At 74.0% G+C, this 19920-nt stretch carries 18 protein-coding genes; 8 read left to right on the top strand and 10 right to left on the bottom strand.

Translation table 11 applies throughout. The features are described from left to right. The first annotated feature begins 305 nt into the window (after nt 1-305). Entirely contained in the window at nt 306-1667 is a 1362-nt protein-coding gene (locus ACH4OA_RS15710; protein ID WP_397969439.1) for a diaminopimelate decarboxylase, read from the top strand. An 11-nt stretch (nt 1668-1678) separates the two neighbouring features. Beyond that, nucleotides 1679-1885 carry a hypothetical protein gene (locus tag ACH4OA_RS15705; protein ID WP_365876600.1) on the top strand — a complete coding sequence of 69 codons (207 nt, stop codon included), beginning with the start codon at nt 1679-1681 and terminating at the stop codon, nt 1883-1885. Nucleotides 1886-1938: 53 nt separating this feature from the next. On the opposite strand, the gene ACH4OA_RS15700 is transcribed toward ACH4OA_RS15705, so the two are convergent. From ACH4OA_RS15700 to ACH4OA_RS15690, 3 genes are read right to left on the bottom strand one after another with little or no spacing between them, the layout of a single operon-like run. Beyond that, nucleotides 1939-2532, bottom strand: coding sequence for a TetR/AcrR family transcriptional regulator (locus tag ACH4OA_RS15700; RefSeq protein WP_365876598.1), 594 nt, complete (start codon nt 2530-2532; stop codon nt 1939-1941). Nucleotides 2533-2560: 28 nt separating this feature from the next. Then, nucleotides 2561-4225, bottom strand: a complete 1665-nt coding sequence (locus tag ACH4OA_RS15695; RefSeq protein ID WP_397969437.1) for a class I adenylate-forming enzyme family protein — start codon at nt 4223-4225, stop codon at nt 2561-2563. Then, the gene (locus tag ACH4OA_RS15690; protein ID WP_397937087.1) at nt 4222-4995 is read right to left on the bottom strand and encodes an SDR family oxidoreductase; all 774 of its coding nucleotides are present in this window, start codon (nt 4993-4995) and stop codon (nt 4222-4224) included. Before ACH4OA_RS15690 ends, ACH4OA_RS15695 begins: the two co-directional genes overlap by 4 nt. A gap of 130 nt (nt 4996-5125) precedes the next feature. Between ACH4OA_RS15690 and ACH4OA_RS15685 the strand changes: the two genes are divergently transcribed. Together ACH4OA_RS15685 and ACH4OA_RS15680 are read left to right on the top strand one after the other, a co-directional pair. Further along, nucleotides 5126-6346 (top strand): DUF1343 domain-containing protein, encoded by a 1221-nt coding sequence (locus ACH4OA_RS15685; protein WP_365876592.1) that lies wholly within the window; start codon nt 5126-5128, stop codon nt 6344-6346. A gap of 83 nt (nt 6347-6429) precedes the next feature. Further along, entirely contained in the window at nt 6430-7716 is a 1287-nt protein-coding gene (locus ACH4OA_RS15680; protein ID WP_397969435.1) for a serine-threonine protein kinase, read from the top strand. Between the two features lie 109 nt (nt 7717-7825). On the opposite strand, the gene ACH4OA_RS15675 is transcribed toward ACH4OA_RS15680, so the two are convergent. Continuing rightward, nucleotides 7826-10615 carry a penicillin acylase family protein gene (locus tag ACH4OA_RS15675; protein WP_397937093.1) on the bottom strand — a complete coding sequence of 930 codons (2790 nt, stop codon included), beginning with the start codon at nt 10613-10615 and terminating at the stop codon, nt 7826-7828. 207 nt (nt 10616-10822) lie between these two features. On the opposite strand from ACH4OA_RS15675, the gene ACH4OA_RS15670 reads away from it, so the two are divergent. Further along, nucleotides 10823-11425, top strand: a complete 603-nt coding sequence (locus tag ACH4OA_RS15670) for a hypothetical protein (protein ID WP_365876586.1) — start codon at nt 10823-10825, stop codon at nt 11423-11425. Nucleotides 11426-11542: 117 nt separating this feature from the next. Beyond that, on the top strand, nt 11543-12271 hold the full coding sequence (locus ACH4OA_RS15665) for a 3-keto-5-aminohexanoate cleavage protein (RefSeq protein ID WP_397969433.1): 729 nt from the start codon (nt 11543-11545) through the stop codon (nt 12269-12271). A 113-nt stretch (nt 12272-12384) separates the two neighbouring features. On the opposite strand, the gene soxR is transcribed toward ACH4OA_RS15665, so the two are convergent. Continuing rightward, the gene (gene soxR / locus ACH4OA_RS15660; RefSeq protein WP_397969431.1) at nt 12385-12843 is read right to left on the bottom strand and encodes a redox-sensitive transcriptional activator SoxR; all 459 of its coding nucleotides are present in this window, start codon (nt 12841-12843) and stop codon (nt 12385-12387) included. 114 nt (nt 12844-12957) lie between these two features. On the opposite strand from soxR, the gene ACH4OA_RS15655 reads away from it, so the two are divergent. Continuing rightward, nucleotides 12958-13419: a MaoC family dehydratase gene (locus ACH4OA_RS15655; protein ID WP_365876579.1), complete on the top strand. Its 462-nt coding sequence runs from the start codon at nt 12958-12960 to the stop codon at nt 13417-13419. A 48-nt stretch (nt 13420-13467) separates the two neighbouring features. Here ACH4OA_RS15655 and ACH4OA_RS15650 read toward each other — a convergent pair whose 3' ends face one another. The 3 genes from ACH4OA_RS15650 to ACH4OA_RS15640 form a co-directional block, all read right to left on the bottom strand. After that, the gene (locus ACH4OA_RS15650) at nt 13468-14091 is read right to left on the bottom strand and encodes a TetR/AcrR family transcriptional regulator (RefSeq protein ID WP_397969429.1); all 624 of its coding nucleotides are present in this window, start codon (nt 14089-14091) and stop codon (nt 13468-13470) included. 73 nt (nt 14092-14164) lie between these two features. Beyond that, nucleotides 14165-14452: a YiaA/YiaB family inner membrane protein gene (locus tag ACH4OA_RS15645; RefSeq protein WP_365876575.1), complete on the bottom strand. Its 288-nt coding sequence runs from the start codon at nt 14450-14452 to the stop codon at nt 14165-14167. Nucleotides 14453-14511: 59 nt separating this feature from the next. Beyond that, complete coding sequence (locus tag ACH4OA_RS15640) at nt 14512-15663, bottom strand: acyl-CoA dehydrogenase family protein (protein WP_397937200.1); 1152 nt, start codon at nt 15661-15663, stop codon at nt 14512-14514. A 100-nt stretch (nt 15664-15763) separates the two neighbouring features. Here ACH4OA_RS15640 and ACH4OA_RS15635 point away from each other — a divergent pair, with 100 nt between their 5' ends. Further along, a complete protein-coding gene (locus ACH4OA_RS15635; RefSeq protein ID WP_397937097.1) occupies nt 15764-16399 on the top strand; it encodes a TetR/AcrR family transcriptional regulator in 636 nt (211 codons plus the stop codon). 989 nt (nt 16400-17388) lie between these two features. Here ACH4OA_RS15635 and ACH4OA_RS15630 read toward each other — a convergent pair. Together ACH4OA_RS15630 and ACH4OA_RS15625 are read right to left on the bottom strand one after the other, a co-directional pair. Beyond that, nucleotides 17389-18471: a Zn-dependent alcohol dehydrogenase gene (locus ACH4OA_RS15630; RefSeq protein WP_397969428.1), complete on the bottom strand. Its 1083-nt coding sequence runs from the start codon at nt 18469-18471 to the stop codon at nt 17389-17391. A gap of 15 nt (nt 18472-18486) precedes the next feature. Then, nucleotides 18487-19875, bottom strand: a complete 1389-nt coding sequence (locus tag ACH4OA_RS15625) for an aldehyde dehydrogenase family protein (protein ID WP_397946615.1) — start codon at nt 19873-19875, stop codon at nt 18487-18489. Nucleotides 19876-19920: the final 45 nt, after the last annotated feature.

The following is a 19920-nucleotide window of genomic DNA, read 5'->3' as shown; positions in this document are numbered from 1 at the left end:
TGAGCCGCGCGCCGAGGCACGGGGTGTAAGCAGGACACAGGGCGTGAGCCGGACGCCAGGGCACGGGGTCTGCACCGGGCGTACCCGGTCGCCGTTCGTGCGTCCGCACCAACGCGGGGCCCCGGCTTCGTCGCCGCGGCCGAAGGCGTGGTCCCGGACCCCGCGGATACCCGGTCCGGGCCCCGTCGCGGGGCGGGTGTCTCTGCCGAACCGACGAAGACGGCCCGCCGGCGCGGCGCGCAGTCTGGGAACGCGCCCCGGGAATCGGTCCCGGGCCGCCGCCCCGACCCACCGGAAGGTGCACCATGACCGCTGTGCCCCACGCCGCCGCCCGCCGCGAGCACGTCCTGAAGGAAGCCGTGCGGCAGGGCCTGCTGGACCCGGATCAGTCCCCGCTGGCCGCCTTCGTGGACTTCGACGGCGTCGCCGCCACGGTCCGGGCGCTGCACGACGCCTTTCCCGGCGCCCCCGAACTGCCCGGCGTCACCCACACGTTCGCCGCGAAGGCCAACTGCCTCGGGCCCGTGCTGCGGGAGCTGGAGCACCGGGGCATGGGCTGCGAGGTCGCCACGGCGGGCGAGCTGGCCCGGGCGCTGGCGGCCGGTTTCCCGGCCGGCCGGATCGTCTTCGACTCCCCGGCCAAGACCCGCGCCGAGCTGGAGCGGGCCCTGTCCCTGGGCGTGACCGTCAACGCGGACAGCTTCCAGGAACTGGAGCGGATCGCCGCGCTGCTGGCCGTGCGCCCCTCCGCGTCACGGATCGGCGTACGGCTCAACTGCCAGGTCGGCGGCGGCTCCATCGCCGCGATGAGCACCGCCACGAACACCTCGAAGTTCGGTGTGCCGCTGGCGGACCCCGGCAACCGGGAGCGGCTGCTGCGGGCGTTCGCCGCCTACCCGTGGCTGACCTGGGTGCACACGCACACCGGGTCGCAGGGCTGCCCGCTCGACCTCATGGCCCGCGGGGTGGCGCAGGCGGTGGAGTTCGCCGGCCAGGTGACGGCGGCGTTCGGCGAGAGCCGGGTCGAGGGCATCGACATCGGCGGCGGACTGCCCGTCAACTTCGCCGACGACGAGGTGACTCCGACGTTCGCCGACTACGTCGGGCAGTTGCGGGCCCACGCCCCGGAACTGTTCGCGGGCCGGTACCGGGTGGTGACCGAGTTCGGCCGCTCGGTGCTCGCCAAGAACGGCTTCATGGCCGCCTACGTCGAGTACACCAAGAGCGCCGGGGGCAGGCCGATCGCCGTGACCCACGCCGGTGCGCAGGTCGCCACCCGGACCGTGTTCAGCCCGGACGCCTGGCCGCTGCGGATCGAGGCGTACGGCCCGCACGGCACGGCCAAGGGGGGCCGGACCGTCCGGCAGGACATCGCCGGCCCGGCCTGCTTCGCCGGCGACCTGCTGGCCCGCGACCGCGCGCTGCCGCCGCTCGCGCCGGGCGACCTCGTGGTGGTCCCGGACACCGGCGCGTACTACTTCTCCACCCCGTTCCACTACAACAGCCTGCCCGAGCCCGCCGTGCACGGGGTGCGGACGGACGCGGCCGGCCGGGTGGAGTTCACGCTCGTCCGGGCCGCCCAGGACCCGTGGCTGCTGACGGACCGGGACGGCGTGGGCGAGCCGCTCCCGGCGCCGGCGGGTGCCCCGGCCGGCCGGGCCCGGTGAGGGGTGGCACGGTGTCCCGGGCCGATCCCGGGCGGCCCGGCGGGGACGGGCCGCTCCTGACCCAGCGCGCCGCCATCGTGTTCCTGCTGGCCGCGCTGGCCGGCACCGGCGCCGCGGTCCTGGCGGCACTGGCCGGCAACGCGTGGCCGGTCGCGGTGAGCGCGGGGGCCGCGAGCGGCGCCTCCGCGGTCCTGTTCTTCAAGGAGATCATCGACTAGACGCCCACCCCGGCCTCTCACCTCGGACCCGTCGGGCGCGCGGGGCCCGTCGCTCAGGGCCGCAGGGCGCGCAGCAGCAGGTCGGCGAGGTGGTCGGCGACCTGCTGCGGGGTGAGCGGGCCGTCGGGCCGGTACCACGTCGACAGGTGGTGGACGGAGCCGAAGTGGTAGTCCACCACCAGGTCGGCCGGGGTCGCCGTGGAGAAGACGCCCTCCTTCTGGCCCTCCTCGACCAGCGCGCGGAACTGCTCGTGGTAGCGCCGGCGCTCGGCCCGTACCTGCTTGTTCTTCTCCGGGCCGAGGTGGTGCATGGAGCGGAAGAAGATCATCGCGTCGTCGAGGTTCTCGATCGTCGTGACGACCACGTCGGCCGCCGCGTCCCTGAGCCGCTTCTCCACCGGCTCGTCCGCGTGCGCGAAGGTGTCCAGCCGCTCCTGCTGGAGGCGCAGCACCCGGGCGTACACCTCGTGCAGCAGGTCGTCCTTGGAGCCGAAGTAGTGGTACAGCGCTCCCTTGGTGACGCCGGCCGCCTCCACGATCTCCTGCACGGAGGTGCGGTCGTAGCCCTGCTCGGCGAAGAGCCGGGTGGCGGCGGCCAGCAGCCGCTGCGGGACGGGCGTCCCGTCTCCGTCCGTCGTCCTGGGCACTTCCGCCACCCGCCTTTCCGTTCTGCTGCTAGTCCTGGTCGGTGCGGGAACGCAGTTCCCGACGGAGGATCTTGCCACTCGCCGTCTTGGGCAGCTCGGGCAGGATCTCCACCTGACGCGGATACTTGTAGGCGGCCAGTCTCTCCTTGCAGTACGCCGCGAGTTCCCCGGGGGCCGTCCCGGCGCCCGGCCGGAGGCTGATGTAGGCCTTGACGGTCTCGCCACGGTACCCGTCGGGCACGCCGACGACGGCCGCCTCCCGCACCGCCGGGTGGGTGTAGAGGACGTCCTCGACCTCGCGCGGCCACACCTTGAAGCCGGAGGCGTTGATCATGTCCTTCTTGCGGTCCACGACGTAGAGCCAGCCCTGCCGGTCCATGAACCCGATGTCTCCGGTCAGCAGCTCGCCGTCCGGGAAGGTCTCGGCGGTGGCGTCGGGCCGCCGCCAGTAGCCGGGCACGACCTGCGGGCCGCGTACGGCGATCTCGCCCTGCTCCCCGAGAGGCACCTCGGCGCCCTGCTCGTCCAGGATGCGCACGACCGTGTCGGCGCCGGGCAGGCCCACGGACAGGGTGCCGGAGACCGGGTCCACCGGCGCCTCCAGGTGCGGCGGCACGGAGGCGCAGGGGGCGGTGCACTCGGTGAGGCCGTAGCCGACGCGGAGGTACGGCCCGAAGCGCTCCCGGAATTGCTCCACCAGGGCGGGCGGCACCGGGGCGCCGCCCGACGACATGTAGGCGAAGGAGGCGAAGTGCTCCCGGGTGACGTCCGGGTGGGCGGCGAGCGCCATGTAGGCGGTGGCGGGGCCGACGGTGTAGTGCGGGCGGTGCTCGGTGAAGGCGTCCAGGACGACGCCGGGTTCGAAGCGGTAGGTGAGCACCAGGGTGCCCGCGCCGGCCAGGCAGGCGCCGAACTGGCACACCATGCCGGTGATGTGGAACAGGGGCGCGAGGGCGTGGTAGACGGGCGCCTCGGGCAGGCCGAGTCCGGTGGCCTGCCGCTCGGCGTTGTACATGATGTTGGCGTGGGTGTTGGTGGCGCCCTTGGGGGTGCCGCTGGTGCCCGAGGTGTAGCTGATCAGCGCGGTGTCGTCAGGGCGCGGCAGGCGGTCCGCGGGGGCCCGGCCGCCCTGCCGGGCGACGGCCAGCAGGTCGTCGGCGTCCGGGGCCGCCGGGAGCCGTTCGAAGGCCAGCACACGCGGGTCGTCGCGGGTCTGGAGGTCGCGCTCGCAGGCGGTGAGCACGATCCGCACCGGCGAGCCGGCGGCCGTCTGCCGCAGATAGGTCTCCCAGGCCCGGTCGGCGCAGACCAGCGCGACCGCCTCGGCGTCGCGCAGGACGTGCGCGACCTCGCCCGACTTGTACATGGGGTTGACCGGGACGACGGTCGCGCCCGCCTTCCAGGCGCCGAGGACGGCCAGCGCGAAGTGCGGCGAGTTCTGGAGCAGGACGGCCACCCGGTCGCCGCGCTCCAGGCCGCGCGCGACGAGGTGGGCGGCGACGGCGTCGCTCAGCTCGTCCGTCTCGCGGTAGCTCAGCCGGGCGTCGAAGTAGGTCAGGAAGGTCCGGTCGGGGGCCGCGGCGACGGCGTCGCCGAGGGCGTGCACCAGGGAGTCGGCCGGGTCGACGGGGGCGCGCTGGGCGCTGTGCAGGAGCGCGAGCCAGGGACGGGCGGCGTACGGGGAGGCGGTCACCGGGCGGCCTCCCACTTCTGCTGGATGCGGTTCATGCCGGCGAGCCAGCGTTCGGGCTCAGCGGCCCGCCCCTGGTAGAAACCGGCGACTTCGGGATGCGGCAGGATCAGGAAGCGGTCCTGCGCGATGCCCTCGAAGAGCGCGTCGACCACGGCCTCCGGGGTGACCGCGTCGGCCTGGAGCACCAGGTGGCCCGCGCTGCCGGTGGCGGCGAGCATGTCGGTGCGGACGCCCTGCGGACAGATGGCGTGGACCTTGACGCCCCGGTGGCGGTAGGTGAGGGACAGCCACTCGGCGAAGGCGTAGGCGCCGTGCTTGGTCACGCTGTAGGAGGGCGCCCCGACCATCGTCAGCAGTCCGGCGGCGGAGACGGTGGCGACGAACCGCCCGCCGCCCCGCTCCAGCCAGTCGGGCAGCAGGGTGTGGGCGGCGCGGACGTGGGCCATCAGGTTGACGTCCCAGGAGGTCGCCCAGGTCCGCTCGTCCAGGGCCCCGCCGAGGTCGCCGTCCTCGAAGGCGACGCCCGCGTTGGCGCAGTAGACGTCCACCGTGCCGCCGAGCGCGTCGCGGGCGTCGGCGACGATCGCGGAGGCGTCGCCGGGCACGGCGGTCGCGCCGATCTCCGCGGCCACCGCCTCCGCCTTCCCGGCGTCGAGGTCGTTCACCACGACCCGGGCGCCCGCGGCGGCGAACCGGCGGGCCAGCGCGGCCCCGATTCCTCCACCCGCTCCCGTGACGATCACTCCCGCATCCCGCAGGGCTTCCACCATCGGTCTCCTTCGACACGCGCGACTCGAGCCACGCCAGACTAACCAGTCGGTATGTGTAAAGGAAAGGGCGACTGCCACACCCTCAAAGGGAGGCGCGCGCCGGCAGCCGCCCACGGACCGGGAGGAACCCATGCACCTGTCCCGACGTACCCTGCTCGCCTCGGCGACGACGACGGCCCTGCCGGCGCACGCCCCGCGCCCGGCGCGGCTGCGCACCGGCTTCGAGCGGCTGGCGGCCGACGGCTACGCGGTCCTGGCCGGCCGCAGGACGGGGGTCGTCACCAACCCGACCGGCGTCACCCGCGACACCGCGCACATCGTCGATGTGATGCACGCGGACCCGCGGGCCGGGCTGACGGCGGTCTTCGGCCCCGAACACGGCTTCCGGGGCACCGCGCAGGCGGGCGGCTCCGAGGGCCGCTACGACGACCCGGCGACCGGGCTGCCGGTGTACGACACGTACCTCAAGAGCGGCCGGGCGCTCGCCGACGTCTTCACCGCCTCCGGCGTGGACACGGTCGTCTTCGACATCCAGGACGTGGGCGCCCGCTTCTACACGTACATCTGGACGCTGTACGACTGCATGGAGGCGGCCGCGCTCGCCGGGAAGCGGTTCGTCGTCCTGGACCGCCCGAACCCGGTGACCGGACGCGACGCCCGGGGGCCGGTGCTGCACCGGGAGTTCGCCACGTTCGTCGGCCGGCAGCCGATCGCGCAGGCGCACGGGATGACCGTCGCGGAGCTGGCGCTGCTGTTCAACGGCGAGTTCCTGACCACGCCGGTGTCCTTGGAGACCGTCCGCATGTCGGGCTGGCGACGCGGCGCGTTCTACGACGCCTGGGGCCTGCCCTGGGTGCCGCCGAGCCCCAACATGCCGACGCCGGACACGGCGCTGGTGTACTCCGGCACCTGTCTGTTCGAGGGCACCAACCTCTCCGAGGGACGCGGCACGACCCGGCCGTTCGAACTCCTGGGCGCCGAGGGCCTGGACGGGCGCTGGGCCGCCGCCGTGAACGGCCTGGAGCTGCCGGGCGTCCGGTTCCGGGAGGCGTACTTCACGCCGACGTTCTCCAAGTTCCAGGGCAGGACCGTCGGCGGGGTGCAGATCCACGTGACCGACCGGGCCGCCTACGACCCGGTGCGCACCGGGATCGCGCTGCTGGTCACGGCCCGGAAGGTGTGGGACGGCTTCGCCTGGCGGTCCGACGACTGGATCGACAAGCTGACCGGTTCCGCCCGGGTGCGCACGATGATCGACGCGGGAGCGGACACCGACGAGGTGACGGGCGCCTGGCAGGAGGAGCTGGCCGCGTTCCGGCGGGTGCGGAAGGAATATCTCCTCTACAAGTAGCCCACGGGAGCTGGCCAACTCCGCTTTCCCGCAGGACGATGACGCGCGGGGGACCTGGTGCGGGACGGCGAGGGGAGCCCGGCGTGGCGGATCCTGGGATGAGCGTGACTCCCTACTGGGAGCTGACCTTCGACGCGGACGGGGACGTGGACGGCGCGGAACGCGACCGGCTGCTGGCCCAGGTCGCCGATCACGGCGTCCGCGACCTGATCGTCTTCTCGCACGGCTGGAACAGCGACCGCTCGGGCGCCACCGCGCTGTACCGGCGCTTCTTCGCGCCGCTGCCGAAGCTGGCGCCGAGGGCCCGGCTCGGGTACGTCGGCGTGCTCTGGCCGTCGATGCGGTTCAGCGACGAGCCGATCCCGGACTTCCCGGCGTCCTTGGCGGCCCAGGCCGGGCCGCGCCCGGCGCTGGACGAGGAGACCCGGCGCGCGCTGCTGGCGACCTTCCCGGGCCAGGCGGCCGTACTGGACCGGCTGGCCCGGCTGCTGGACGAGCGGCCGGCCGGCAGCGCGGGGCTCGCCGAGTTCGGGCGGCTGGTGCGGCTGCTGCCGGACGAGGACGGACGGCAGGCGGTGGCCGACACCGACGAGGACGGTGAACCGGTCCTGTTCGGCGGGGATCCGGTGGCCGCCTGCGACCAGCTCGCCGGGGCGCTGGCCGCGCTCGGCCCGCCCGGCGCCCCGTTCGCCCTCCCCAACCCGTGGGACGGCGCCAAGGAATTGCTGCGGCAGGCGGCGTACTACCGGATGAAGCGGCGGGCCGGGACGGTCGGCGAGCGGGGCCTGGGGCCGCTGCTCGGGCGGCTGGCGGGCGCGGCGCCCGGCGTGCGGGTGCATCTGGTCGGGCACAGCTTCGGCGGCCGGCTGGTGGCGTTCGCGCTGCGCGCGCTGCCCGCGGACGTGCGCGTGGTGGCCTCGGTGACCCTGCTGCAAGGCGCCTTCTCGCACTACGCGTTCGCGGCCCGGCTGCCGCACGCGCCGGACCGGTCGGGCGCGCTCCGGGACCTCCAGCGGCGCGTCGACGGGCCGGTGGTGTGCTGCCACTCGCGGTACGACGCGGCCCTCGGCACGTTCTATCCGCTGGCCGCGCGGCTCGCCGGGGACGACCGCGCCTGCGCGGGCGGCGAGATCGCGGCCGTGCTGGGCCCGCGCTGGGGCGCCCTCGGGCACGACGGGGTGCAGGCGGTGCCGGGCACCGCCCGCCTGGACCTGGCGGCGGCGCTCGGCGGCCGGCTGCCGGCGTCGGGCTGTGTCAACGTGGACGCGGCGGCCGTGGTCCGGCGCGGCGGCGCGCCGGCCGGCGCGCACTGCGACATCGTCCACCCCGAACTGGCCCGCCTGGTACTGGCGGCGGGCCGCATCACCTGACCCACGGCACACGACGCAGCGGACCGGCACGGGCCGTGGTCGTGCGGGTCCCCGGTGTCCCGGGCGGCGGGGTGGGCCGGTCCGCCGCCCGGGGTGTGCCGGCCGGGGTTCAGCGGTGCGAGGTGTACTCCACGACCTGCTGGTAGGTGGGCCGGTTCTGCCAGCTGATCCGGCCGTGCTTGATGCCGCCCAGGGCGCGCTGGACGATCGAGTCGGCGCACCACTGGTCGCCCGCCGAGCACTGGTCGTCGCCCGGGTAGACCTGGGCGGCGGTCATCGCGGCCGCCTGCTTCAGCGTGCCGGTCAGCAGGTCCCGGCAGGCGCCGAGGCTGCCGCCGCCGCAGTACGTCCGGCCCGGTCCGCCCCGCACCGGCTCGCCGAGCACGGCCCGGATGTCCTTGTCGACATAGGACCACCAGCCGTACTGGAAGGCGCTGCCGGCGTGCGCGCCGGTCGGGCCGTGGCCGGCGGACGGGGCCTCGTCGACCGGCAGGCTGCCGGTGATCGCGCTGTACAGGTCGCTGCCGAGTCCCGGCTCGAACTCCGCCTTGACCAGCAGCGGCCACCAGGCGTCCAGGATCCGGATCGCGTCGGCGTCGGCGTACTTCTTCGCACCGGCCGACGTCTCGGTGCGCCGGGCGCCGGCGCTCACCCATGCCCGGAGCTTGTCGACCGCCGCGGCGGCCGCGGGGTCGGTGACCGGCGTGGAGGTGACCACCTTGAGCAGCCTGGGCAGCACGTCCTCGGCGCGCAGGTCGGCGAGGCCCGCGTCGGCCATGGCGGCCACCAGTTGACCTCGGGTCACCCCGCCGGCCGCGACCAGCTTCTTCACCCGGTCGTCCAGCAGGTTGCCGCGGTGCACCGAGCCGTCGCCCCAGGAGGCCGCCGCGTACTGGCCGGCCTGCTTGTTGTTCCAGGAGATGTAGTAGTCCTGGTCGACGGAGTGGGGGTGGGCGGAGGCCGGGGTGTAGTCGGCGGTGTTGGCGGCCGCGTCCCAGTTCCGCCACTCGTAGGCGGGCCGGGCCCACACCGGGAACTCGCCGTCGACGCCGCTCGCCCGGACCGGGTTGTCACCGCTGTTGTAGTACGCGGTGTGCCGGGAGTCGGCGTAGAACCAGTTGAACGTGTAGTTGATGTGCTGGGCCGCGCTCTGGAAGCCCTCCGGGCCCTTGACGTAGTCGGGGTCGTTGAGCATCTGGAAGCCGATGATGGAGTCGGCCTCGTGCAGGTAGGAGGAGCGCAGCGTGGTGTAGGCGACCTTCTTGCCGCCGACGGTGGCCCGGTACGCCACGGGGCCGTACTCGGTCCGCCACACGCGCATGGTGTACGACCCGGCGGCGGTGCCGTCGGCCACGGTCGGCTTCCAGGCGTTCTTCTGCTCGACCTTCTCCATGGCCGTGCAGGTGCCGTGGTAGAGGTAGTGGTAGTCGTCCTGGCACAGCTCGACCGCGTAGGTGTCGATGATGTCCTGGCCGGAGGTGGTGGCGCTCCAGGAGTAGTCCTGGCCGCGGCCGAGTTCGACGTACATGCTCAGGCCCGCGAAGGAGGCGCCGCGAGCGCTGATGCCGGGGCCCTGGATCTCCTGGAGCAGGAGCAGCTGCGGGGCGAAGTAGCCGGTCTGCGGGCCGAAGACGGCGACCGGGTGGCCGCTCGCGGTGTGTTCGCCGCTCACCACGAGGGCGTTGGACATACCGCGCCGGGCGGAGCCGAGGGCGGTCCGGGCGGCGGTCGCGGAGGTGCTCTTCGCGGCCGCGGCCGAGGCGCTGCCCGTACGGTCGTACACGAGCGGTTCCTGGGTGACCGTGCCGGTGTCGGGCAGGGCCTGGCCCTGCGGGTCGGCGGGCTTGACGCCGTAGGGGAACGTCTTGCCGTCGTGGACGGTGAGGACGGCCTCGGGGTCGTCGCGTTCCCGGAAGGACTCCCAGATCCGGGTGCCCTCCGCCACGCCGTACCTGGCCTGGGCGGCGAGCAGGGACAGGGCGTTGTTCACCTCCCCGCCGCCGCCGGAGCCGAACAGCGAGCCGACCACGGAGGCCAGCGCGACCAGGTCGGTGAGTTTGAAGTGCTCTATGGTGCCGGCGTTGGTGATCGAGTCCTTGTGGCCGGTCAGGACGTACTCGCCGGGGAAGTAGCGGCCGCTGTCGGAGGCGTCGATGTAGGCGTTGATGCCGTCGAGGTACGCCTTGACGTCGGCGAGGGCCTGCTGGCCGCGGGCGCCGTTCTGCGTGGTCGCGTGGTCGATCTGCGCCTGGAGGTCGGCCTCGGTGTAGGGCGCGTTGCGGTAGAACTGCTGCTCCAGACCCTGGTTGGCGGGTGCTCCGCCGGCGAAGGAGGTCAACTGGCCGCGGCCGACGTGCCGGAACACGTCCATCAGCCACAGCCGGTCCTCGCCCGCCGCGTACCCGGCGCCGAACTCGGTGCCGTACCGGGTGGTGCCCGTGATGTGCGGCACCCCGGTCTTCTTGTCCCGGACGATCGTCACGTCGCCGCGGCCGGCCGGCTGCTCGGTGGAGGCGACCTGGTCGGCGGGGACGCCGAAGGAGGCGTCGTTGAAGAAGCTGTTGATCTTGGCGTCGGTGACGGCGGGATAGCCGGTGGCCAGGGCGGCGTACGGGCCGAGCTGGTCCTCGGCGTGCGCCGGCTGGGTGCCGAACGCCTGGTTGAGCAGGATCTGCGCGAGGGTCGCGGTGCCGTTCTCGCCGGGCGGCAGGATGTCCGAACACCGGCCGCCGCAGTAGTCGTTGGCGGCCGTGACGCCGGGTGCCGCCGCCGCGGTGTGTGTGAAGGGGACGAGGAGACCGGCGACGAGGACGCATACGGACGCGGTCTTCAGGAACCCGGGGAGTCGACGGGACGTTCTCAGTCTGTCAGGGGCGTTCCGTGGGATTCGCCGTGGCATGGCAGCTCCTAGCGACTGGGGTGGCCGAACGTTACCGCCGGTATCCCCACGATTAAAGGTGAACATGCGTCACTTTCCGGAGTCCGCAAGGAGAACGGGAGCAGAGATGGAGCCGAATCGCCTGTCGATACGTCTATTCGGCGACGTCCGTGCGACGACGCCGAAGTGACCGAAGTACAGGTGCAGGTGTGACGGAGGTGCAGGGCGATGGCCGGTTTCCGGAGTCTGGCAAGACAGGTACGCGACCCACGCTGTGATCTGGCGCTGCGGCGGTATTCACTGCGCAAGTGCCTGGAGAAGTTCGCCCCTTACGGGCATCGGGCGACCTGGGACCATCTGTGCTCCCGGGCGGGTTTCGGCCCCGAGGACCGCTCCCCCGATCCGGCGCGGCTCGTGGCCGCGCTGGAGGAGCTGGAGGAGGCACGTGACGTCTGGCTCCGCTACGAGACGGACTTCACCGAGCGGCGCAGGAAGGAGAAGCACGACGGGCTGCGCCGGCCGGGCAGCGTGGACGACTGGCACCGCAGGACCTGGGGCGGCTTCGGGGTCGCGTGGTGCGACGACCCGCGGGTGCACCCCGAGGCGCCGCTCGCCCAGGTGCTGCGCCGGCTGATCGCCGCCCTGGAGCGGGAGCCGGGTTCGACGTGCCCGGTCTGCGCCGGCGAGCGGCTGGTGTGGCGGCGCGGCCTGGACCACGAGCCGTCGTCCGGTCCGGTCTGTGTGGACTGCGGCATCCTGGTGCCGCTGCCGGTGCTCAGCTCGCGCGCCCTTCAGGACGCCAAGCTGGGACAGCTGCTGATGTCGGCCTGACACCGCGAGCGGGCGGGCGCGGGGGCGCGCCGGGGATGCCGTGCCCCTTGCGCGGGGAGCCCGGCGGGGGCCGGTGAGCGGGTGGGGCCGTCGGTGGTGTCCGGCACGATGGGGGTCATGGTGCAGGTGTGTCTCAACGGGAGCCGGTCGGCGGCCGACGGCGCGAGGATCCCGGTGTCCCCGGAGGAACTGGCGCGTGCGGCGGCCGAGGCGGTGGCGGCCGGCGCCACCTCGGTGCACGTCCATCCGAAGACGCCGTGCGGGCGGGACAGCCTCGCGCCGGACGTCCTCGGCCCGGCGCTGGAGGCGATACGCGCGCGGGTGCCGGTGCCGGTCGGGGTGACCACCGGTGCCTGGGCGGAGCCGGACCCGGCGGCCCGGCTCGCCCGGGTGCGTTCCTGGCCGGTGCTGCCCGACTTCGCCTCGGTCAACTGGCACGAGCCCGGGGCCGAGGAGCTCGCCGGGGAACTGCTCGGCAGGGGCGTGGCCGTGGAGGCGGGCATCTGGTCCGGCACCGCGGGAGCGCGCCGGTTCGCGGCCTCCGCGCTCGCGCCGGAGGTGCTGCGGGTGCTGGCCGAGGTGACGGACCCGGACCCGGCGACCGCCGAGGCGTCGGCGCGGGCGCTGCTGGCGGAGCTGCCCCCGGGACACGGCCGTCCGGTGCTGCTGCACGGCGAGGAGGGCGGTGCCTGGCCGGTGCTGCGGCTGGCGGGCCGCCTGGGTCTGGCCACCCGGATCGGCCTGGAGGACACCCTGCTGCTGTTCGACGGCCGCCCGGCCGGGTCCAACGCCGACCTGGTGACCGAGGCCCTGACCCACCTGCCCCCGCCCCCGCCCGTCCCCTAGGGGCGCGGGGAACGGCGCGCGCGACCACCCCGGACCCGCACCCGGAAAACGGCACCCGGCACCCGGCACCCGGCACCCGGCACGAGATGCCCGGCCCACCCCGGTGGGACCGCTCAGCGGCCCTCGGACAGCAGCCGCGATCCCGTCAGGCGCTCGCCGAACACGTCGTCCGGGTTGGACAGCACACACGTCTCCAGGGACAGGCACCCGCACCCGATGCAGTCGGCGAGATGGTCGCGCAGCCGGTTCAGCTGCCGGATCCGCTCCTCCAGTTCCGAGCGCCACTTCTCCGACAGCCACGCCCAGTCCTGCCTGGTCGGTGTGCGCTCCTCGGGGAGTTCGGCCAGGGCCTCCCGGATCGTGGCCAGCGGGATGCCGACCCGCTGGGCCGCGCGGACGAAGGCGACCCGGCGCAGCGTGTCGCGGCTGTACCGGCGCTGGTTGCCGGAGGTGCGCCGGCTGGAGATGAGGCCCTTGGACTCGTAGAAGTGCAGGGCGGACACCGCGGCTCCGCTGCGCGCGGACAACTGGCCCACGGTCAGCTCGTGGATCTTCTCGGGAATCTGGGGCACTCCTCAGAGCCTACAGAGAGCGCCTGGTCCGGCCGGCCTCGCGTCCGTTGACATCCTCCCGCGACCCGACCATGCTAAGCAGTTGCTTAGAGATCCGAGCGAGAGGCCGGGAACATGGCAGAACCGAGGACCTTCACCTCCCCCGACGAGCTGAAGGCGGCGGTGGGCGAGCAGCTGGGGTACACCGACTGGGTGGAGATCGACCAGCAGCGGATCGACCTGTTCGCCGAGGCGACCGGGGACCACCAGTGGATCCACGTGGACCCGGAGAAGGCCGCCGCCGGGCCGTTCAAGACCACGATCGCCCACGGCTACCTCACCCTGTCGCTGCTCCCGCTCTTCGGGCCGCAGCTCCTGCGGGTGGAGGGCGTGAAGATGGGCGTCAACTACGGCACGAATAAGGTCCGCTTCCCCTCACCCGTCCCCGTCGGGTCCCGGCTGCGCGCGACGGCGACGGTCACCGGCGTGGAGGACGTCACCGGCGGGGTGCAGGTGACGGTCGCGTTCACCGTGGAGCGCGAGGGCGGCGACAAGCCGGTGTGCGTCGCGGAGTCGGTGGCCCGGTACTACCTGTAGCCCGCAGGGCCGGGGCCCGCGAGCCCGGCATGATCCAGGCGAGCGGGTCTAACGGGCCCCGACCATGCGCAGCACGAGGCCGGCGTAGAGCGCGCCGACCTCCTCGGGGGTGCGCGGACCGGCCACGTTGAACCAGCGGGCCACGTCGATGCACAGCGAGAGCACGGCGAGCGTGGTGCCCTGGACGTCCGGGACGTCGAACTCCCCCGCGGCCACGCCGTCCTCGATGATGCCGCGCACCTCCGCGTCCACCTGGCGGCGCAGCGCGACGATCTCCGCGCGGGCCTCGGGGCCGAGGGCGTCCAGTTCGTACTGCACGACGCGCGCGGTGGTGCGCCGGCCCGCGTGCCAGCGGACGAAGGAGCCGACCGCGTCGGCCAGCCGCTCCGTGGCGCCGCCCTCGCGGCGGGCCGCGGTGCGCAGGATGTCGAGGGCCTTGTCGTGGCCGATCCGGCTGATCCGGTGAAGCAGCTCTTCCTTCGTCTTGTAGTGGATGTAGAGCGCGGCCGGGCTCATGCCGGCGCGGCCCGCGATGTCCCGGGTCGTCGTCGCGTGGTAGCCGCGCTCGGCGAAGGCCTCGACGGCGGCGACGAGCAGCCGCCGGGCCGCGTCAGGGGTGACCTCTTCCCACGGCTCCACTTCGCCGCCGGTCGTCTCCCGCGCCGTACTCATCGCTCGCTCGCCCCTCTCGGTGACAGGAGCACCACCATACCGCCGACGGTGAGCGAGCGCTTAGAGCGGCCGGTCAGAGCTTTTCGAAGGGGTCGTGCTCGGCGAGCAGCTTCTCCAGCCGGGCCTGGTCGACGCGGCTGACGATCTGCCCGGCCTCCTGCCGGTCCCGGACCACCTTGGCGAGGGTGAACGCGGAGGTGACGAGGTACAGGACCGCGACGGCCAGGAAGCCGCGCACCCAGGCACTCGCGTCCAGCCGGAGGATGCCGATGCCGGTGGCCGCCATGGCGACGGCGAAGGAGGCCACGGCCTGGCCGTAGAAGGCGGCCGTGTTCTGCTGCTTGACCGGTGTGTCGCTCATGGCCCCAGCATCGGCGGCCGGGGCCCGCGGCACATCCGCCGGGATACTCAGGCGCGTACTCAGAACGCCGAGACCCCGGTCAGGGCGCGTCCGATGAGCAGCTTCTGGATCTGGCTGGTGCCTTCGTAGAGGGTCATCACGCGGGCGTCACGCAGGAGTTTGCCGGCCGGGTACTCGTCGATGTAGCCGTAGCCGCCGAAGACCTGGAGGGCGTTGCTTGCGGCGCGGACGGCGGCCTCCGAGGCGAACAGCTTGGCCTTGGAGGACTCGACGGCGAACGGCTCGCCGCGGTCGATCAGGTCGGCGACCCGCCAGGTCAGCAGCCGGGCCGCGTCCACGTCCACCGCGATGTCGCTGATCAGCTCCTGCACCAGCTGGTGGCGGGCGATGGGCTTGCCGAACTGCTCGCGCTCACCGGCGTACCGGACGGCCGCGTCCAGCGCGGCCTGGGCTATCCCGACGCAGCCGGCGGCCACGGACATCCGCCCCTTGGCCAGCGCGGACATGGCGACGGAGAAGCCCTTGCCCTCGGGGCCGAGCAGGGCCGAGGCGGGCACGCGCACGTCCTCCAGCACCAGTTCGGCGGTGGCCTGGCCGCGCAGGCCCAGCTTGCCGTGGACGGTGCGGCGGGTCAGGCCGGGCGTGTCCGCGGGGACCAGGAAGGCGGACACGCCCTTGTGGCCGGGCGCGTCGGTGGAACGGGCGAAGAGCAGGACGACATCGGCCCAGGTGCCGTTGGTGATGAACATCTTGGTGCCGTTCAGGACGTACGCGTCGCCGTCGCGCACGGCGCGGGTGGTGAGGCTGCCCGCGTCGGAGCCGGTGCCGGGCTCGGTGAGGCCGAAGCAGCCGATGTACCGGCCCGCGGTGAGTCCGGGCAGCCAGCGCCGCTTCTGCTCCTCGTCCCCCCAGGCGGCGATCGTCTTGGCGACCAGACCGAGGGAGACGGAGACGATGCCGCGGACGGAGGAGTCGCCGCGGCCCAGCTCCTCGGTGACCAGGCAGTACGCGAGGTGATCGCCGCCCGAGCCGCCGTACTCCTCGTCGATGGTCAGCCCCAGGAAGCCGATGTCGCCCAGCTTCCCGACGATGGCCCGGTCGACCTCCTCGGCGCGGTCCCAGGCGACCACGTGCGGGGCGATCTCGCGCTCCACGAAGTCCCGGGCGAGCCGCCGTACGGCCGCCTGCTCCTCGCTGAGCCCCAGGTTCACCACGAGATCACCCCACACCAGACCGACACCGATGGATCTTGAAATCCGTACCTTTAAATTAGCACTGCTAGTTTACGGCCGCAGCCCTACTATGTGCGCCATGGCCCGACCGCGCAAGCCCCTCCTCAGCACCGACCGGATCGTCGCGACGGCCCGGGACCTCGTGGACCGGGAGGGGCTGACGGCCGTCTCCACCCGCCGGCTCGCGGCCGAACTGGGCGTGAGCGGGCCCTCGCTCTACAACCACTTCCGCACCAAGGACGAGATCCTGGAGGCCGTCGCGGACTCGGTCAGCGCGCTGGTCGACCTGTCGATGTTCGAGGACGGCCGGCCCTGGCGGACCGCGCTGCACGACTGGGCCGTCTCCTACCGGGCCGCCCTGCGCGACCACCCGAACATCGTCCCGGTCCTCGCCCGCGGTCCCGGCCGCCGTCCCGCCGCGCTGCGCCTGGCCGACGCGGTCTACGGCGCGATGGTCGACGCGGGCTGGCCGCCCGCGCAGGCCACCTCCATCGGCGCGCTGATGCGGTACTTCATCATGGGCTCGGCGCTCGGTTCGTTCGCCGGCGGCTTCGTGGACGACGCGAGCGCCTACGACCCGGCCGACTATCCCCACCTCGGCCAGGCCCACCTGCTCGCCGAGCAGCAGGAGAAGATCGACGAGCGGGCCTTCGAAACGGGACTCGGCGCACTGCTGGACGGACTGGCGCAACAGTACGAGCAGGTACGGCTCTGACGCTCCACCGCCCCTTGCCGGGGCCCCGGCCACACCGTGCGGCCCACTCGCCGCCCGCACCCGGGCAGTCCGTCCGGGTCACCACCTCGGGAAAACGAGCACTGCCCGGCCCGGCGCGGCGCGCTGAGCGCGGCGGCCGAGGGGCGGGGCGCGGTGACTGGGCGGGCGGGTCGCCCGGCGTAGCGCGATCAGCACGGCGGCCCGGGGAAGGGGCGCGGGGCCGGGCGGGCGGGTTCGCCGTGACCGGCCGGGCAAGTGCGCCCGGCGCGCGGCGCGGCGCGCTCAGCGCGGCGCCGAGGGGCGGGACGCCGTGACGGACGCCGTGACGGCCGAACGGGTCCGCCCGGCGCGGCGCGCTGAGCGCGGCGGCCGAGGGGCGGGGCCGGTGACCGGCCGGGCAGGTCCGCCGGCGCGGCGGGCGGGCGAGGGGGCACGGTAACCAGGCGGGCGGGTCCGCCCGACGCAGCGCGGTAAGCGGGGCGGCGCGGGGACGGGGCGCCGTAACCAGCCGAGCGGACCCGCCCGGCGCAGCGCGATAAGCACGGCGACACGAGGGACGGGACGCCGTGACCAGCCGGACAGATACGCCCGGCGCGGCGAAGTGACCCCGGCGACCCGGGGACGGGACGCCGCGACCAGCCGAGCGGACCCGCCCGGCGCAGCGCGATAAGCACGGCGACACGAGGGACGGGACGCCGTAACCAGCCGGACAGATACGCCCGGCGCGGCGAAGTGACCCCGGCGACCCGGGGACGGGACGCCGCGACCAGCCGAGCGGGGCCGCCCGGCGCGGCGCAGTGAGCGCGGCGGCCCGGGGGCGGGACGCCGTGACCAGCCGAACGGGTCCGCCCGGCGCGGCGCGCTGAGCGCGGCGGCCGAGGGGCGGGGCCGGTGACCGGCGGGCGGGTTCGTCGTGGCCGGCCGGGCGGGTTCGCCGTGGCCGGCCGCCCGGGGCCCCGCCCGGCCCTCGCCGGGCGTCTCCGAATCGCTCAGAAGACCACCAGTGCCCGGCCGCCCTTGCCTGCCAGCATGTTGTCGAAGGCTGCCGGGATGCCCTCCAGGCCGATGTGTTCCGTGACCAGGACGGACAGGTCCAGGCGGCCCTCGCGGACGTGTTCGGCGAGGATCGGCAGGTCCCGGGCCGGGTCCGAGTTGCCGTAGACACAGCCCGCCAGGGTGCGGCCCCAGTGGAAGAGTTCCAGGGCGTTGAAGGTGACCTGCTGGTCCTTGCCGCCGATGCCGACGACCGTCGTCCGGCCGCCCCGGCGGGTGGACTCCCAGGCGGCGCGGATGGAGACCGCGCGGCCCGCGCACTCCACGGCGACGTCGACGCCCTGCCCTCCGGTCAGGGCGCGGATCCCGCGGGGCGTGGTGTCGGAGGCGAGGACGTAGTCCGTGGCGCCGGCCGCCCGCGCGAGTTCCTCCTTCGCGGGCGAGACGTCGACGGCGATGATCCGCGACGCGCCCGCGATCCGGGCCGCCTGGACGGCGGCGAGGCCCACCCCGCCGGCGCCGAACACGGCGACGCTCTCCCCGGCGCGGACCCGCGCCGAGTAGTGGACGGCGCCGTAGCCGGTGAGCACCGCGCAGCCCAGGAGGGCGGCGTCCACCGGCTCCACCCCGTCCGGCACCGGCAGCACACAGGACACGGGGACCACCGTCTCCTCGGCGAACGCGGCCACGTTCAGGCCGGGGTGCAGCCGTGTGCCGCCGGTGGTGCGGGCGTACACCTCGGCGGCGCCGTTCAGCGCGTTGGCGCACAGCCAGACCTCGCCGAGCCCGCAGGCATGGCAGGTGCCGCAGGAGGGCGCCCAGTTGAGCACCACGGCGGTGCCCGGCGCGACCTGGGTGACGCCCTCCCCCACGGCGACGACCGTGCCGGCGCCCTCGTGGCCGAGGACGGCCGGGACCGGCACCCGCATGGTGCCGTTGGCCAGGGACAGGTCGGAGTGGCAGACGCCGGCGGCGGCGAGGCGGACCCGGACCTGTCCGGGGCCCGGTTCGGGCAGCTCGATCCCGGTGATCTCCAGCGGTGCGCCGATGGCGGGCAGGACGGCGGCTCGTACGGCCATGGGTCTCGTGCTCCCTTAGAACTGGAGGGACTTGGTCTGCAGGTACTCGGCGAGACCGTGGCTGCCGAGTTCCCGGCCGACGCCGGACTGCTTGTAGCCGCCGAAGGGCGCGAGCGGGTTGAACCGGCCGCCGTTGATGTCGACCTGGCCGGTGTCCATGCGGCGTGCGAAGGCCACCGCCTCCTCCTCGCCGGCGGCCCAGACCGCGCCCGCGAGCCCGTACACCGTGCCGTTGGCGATGCGCAGGGCGTCCTCCTCGTCCTCGTAGCGCAGGATCGTCAGGACCGGGCCGAAGATCTCCTCCTGGGCGATCGTCATGTCCGGGGTCACGTCGGCGAAGACGGTGGGGCTGACGAAGTAGCCGCGCTCGTGCGGGGTTCCGGGGCCGCCCGCGACCAGCCGGGCGCCCTCCGCGACGCCCTTGTCGATGTAACCGCGCACCCGTTCCTGCTGCCTGGCGCTGACCAGCGGGCCGATGCGGTCGGCGTACTTGGCGGCGGCGGTCGCGGCCAGCTCGACGGCCTCGGCGTACTGGTCGCGGTGGACCAGCATGCGGGTCCAGGCGCTGCACGTCTGGCCGGAGTTGGCCATGACGTTGGCGACGCCGACGTTCACCGCCCGGGCGAGGTCGGCGCCCGGCAGGATGACGTTGGCGGACTTGCCGCCGAGTTCCAGGGCGACCTTCTTCACGGCCGCGCCGGCCACCGCGCCGATCTGCCGGCCGACCGCGGTGGAGCCGGTGAAGGAGACCAGGTCCACGCCGGGGTGCTCGGCGAGGGCCTGTCCGGCGACCGGGCCGACTCCGGTGACCAGGTTGAACACGCCCGCGGGCACGCCGGCTTCGTGCACCGCCTCGGCGAACAGCTGGGCGGTGAGCGGGGTGTCCTCGGCGGGTTTGAGGACGATCGTGCAGCCGGCGGCGAGGGCCGGGGCGGCCTTGGCGACGATCTGGTGCAGCGGGTAGTTCCACGGCGTGATGGCGCCGACCACGCCGACCGGCTCGTGCAGGACGGTGGAGTTGCCGACCTTCTCCTCGAAGGCGTGGGTCGCGGCCAGCTCGGCGTAGGAGGCGGCGACCGCGATCGGCATGGAGGTGTGCACCGCCTCGGAGAACTTCAGCGGTGAGCCCAGCTCGGCGGTGACCGTCCCGGCGATCTCGTCCTTGCGGGCCACGAGGGCGCCGTGCAGGGCGGTGAGGCGCGCGGCGCGTTCGGCCGGCGGCGTGGCGGCCCAGCCGGGCAGGGCGGCGCGCGCGGCCCGTACGGCGGTGTCGACGTCCAGCGCGCCGCCCGCCGGAACCCGGCCGATGACCTGCTCGTCGGCGGGGTTGACGACCTCGATCACGTCCCGGTCCGCGGCGGGGCGCCAGGCGCCGTCGATGTACAGCGCGTCATGTGCCTTCATGGTGTGTCCTCCCGGCGGGTCCGCGTCGTCCGGCACACAAACTAG

The organism is Streptomyces sp. NPDC017095, from assembly GCF_044332325.1.
GTDB lineage: Bacteria > Actinomycetota > Actinomycetes > Streptomycetales > Streptomycetaceae > Streptomyces.
Note: the sequence above shows the minus strand (reverse complement) of the source record. Positions and strands in the feature narration are given on the sequence as shown.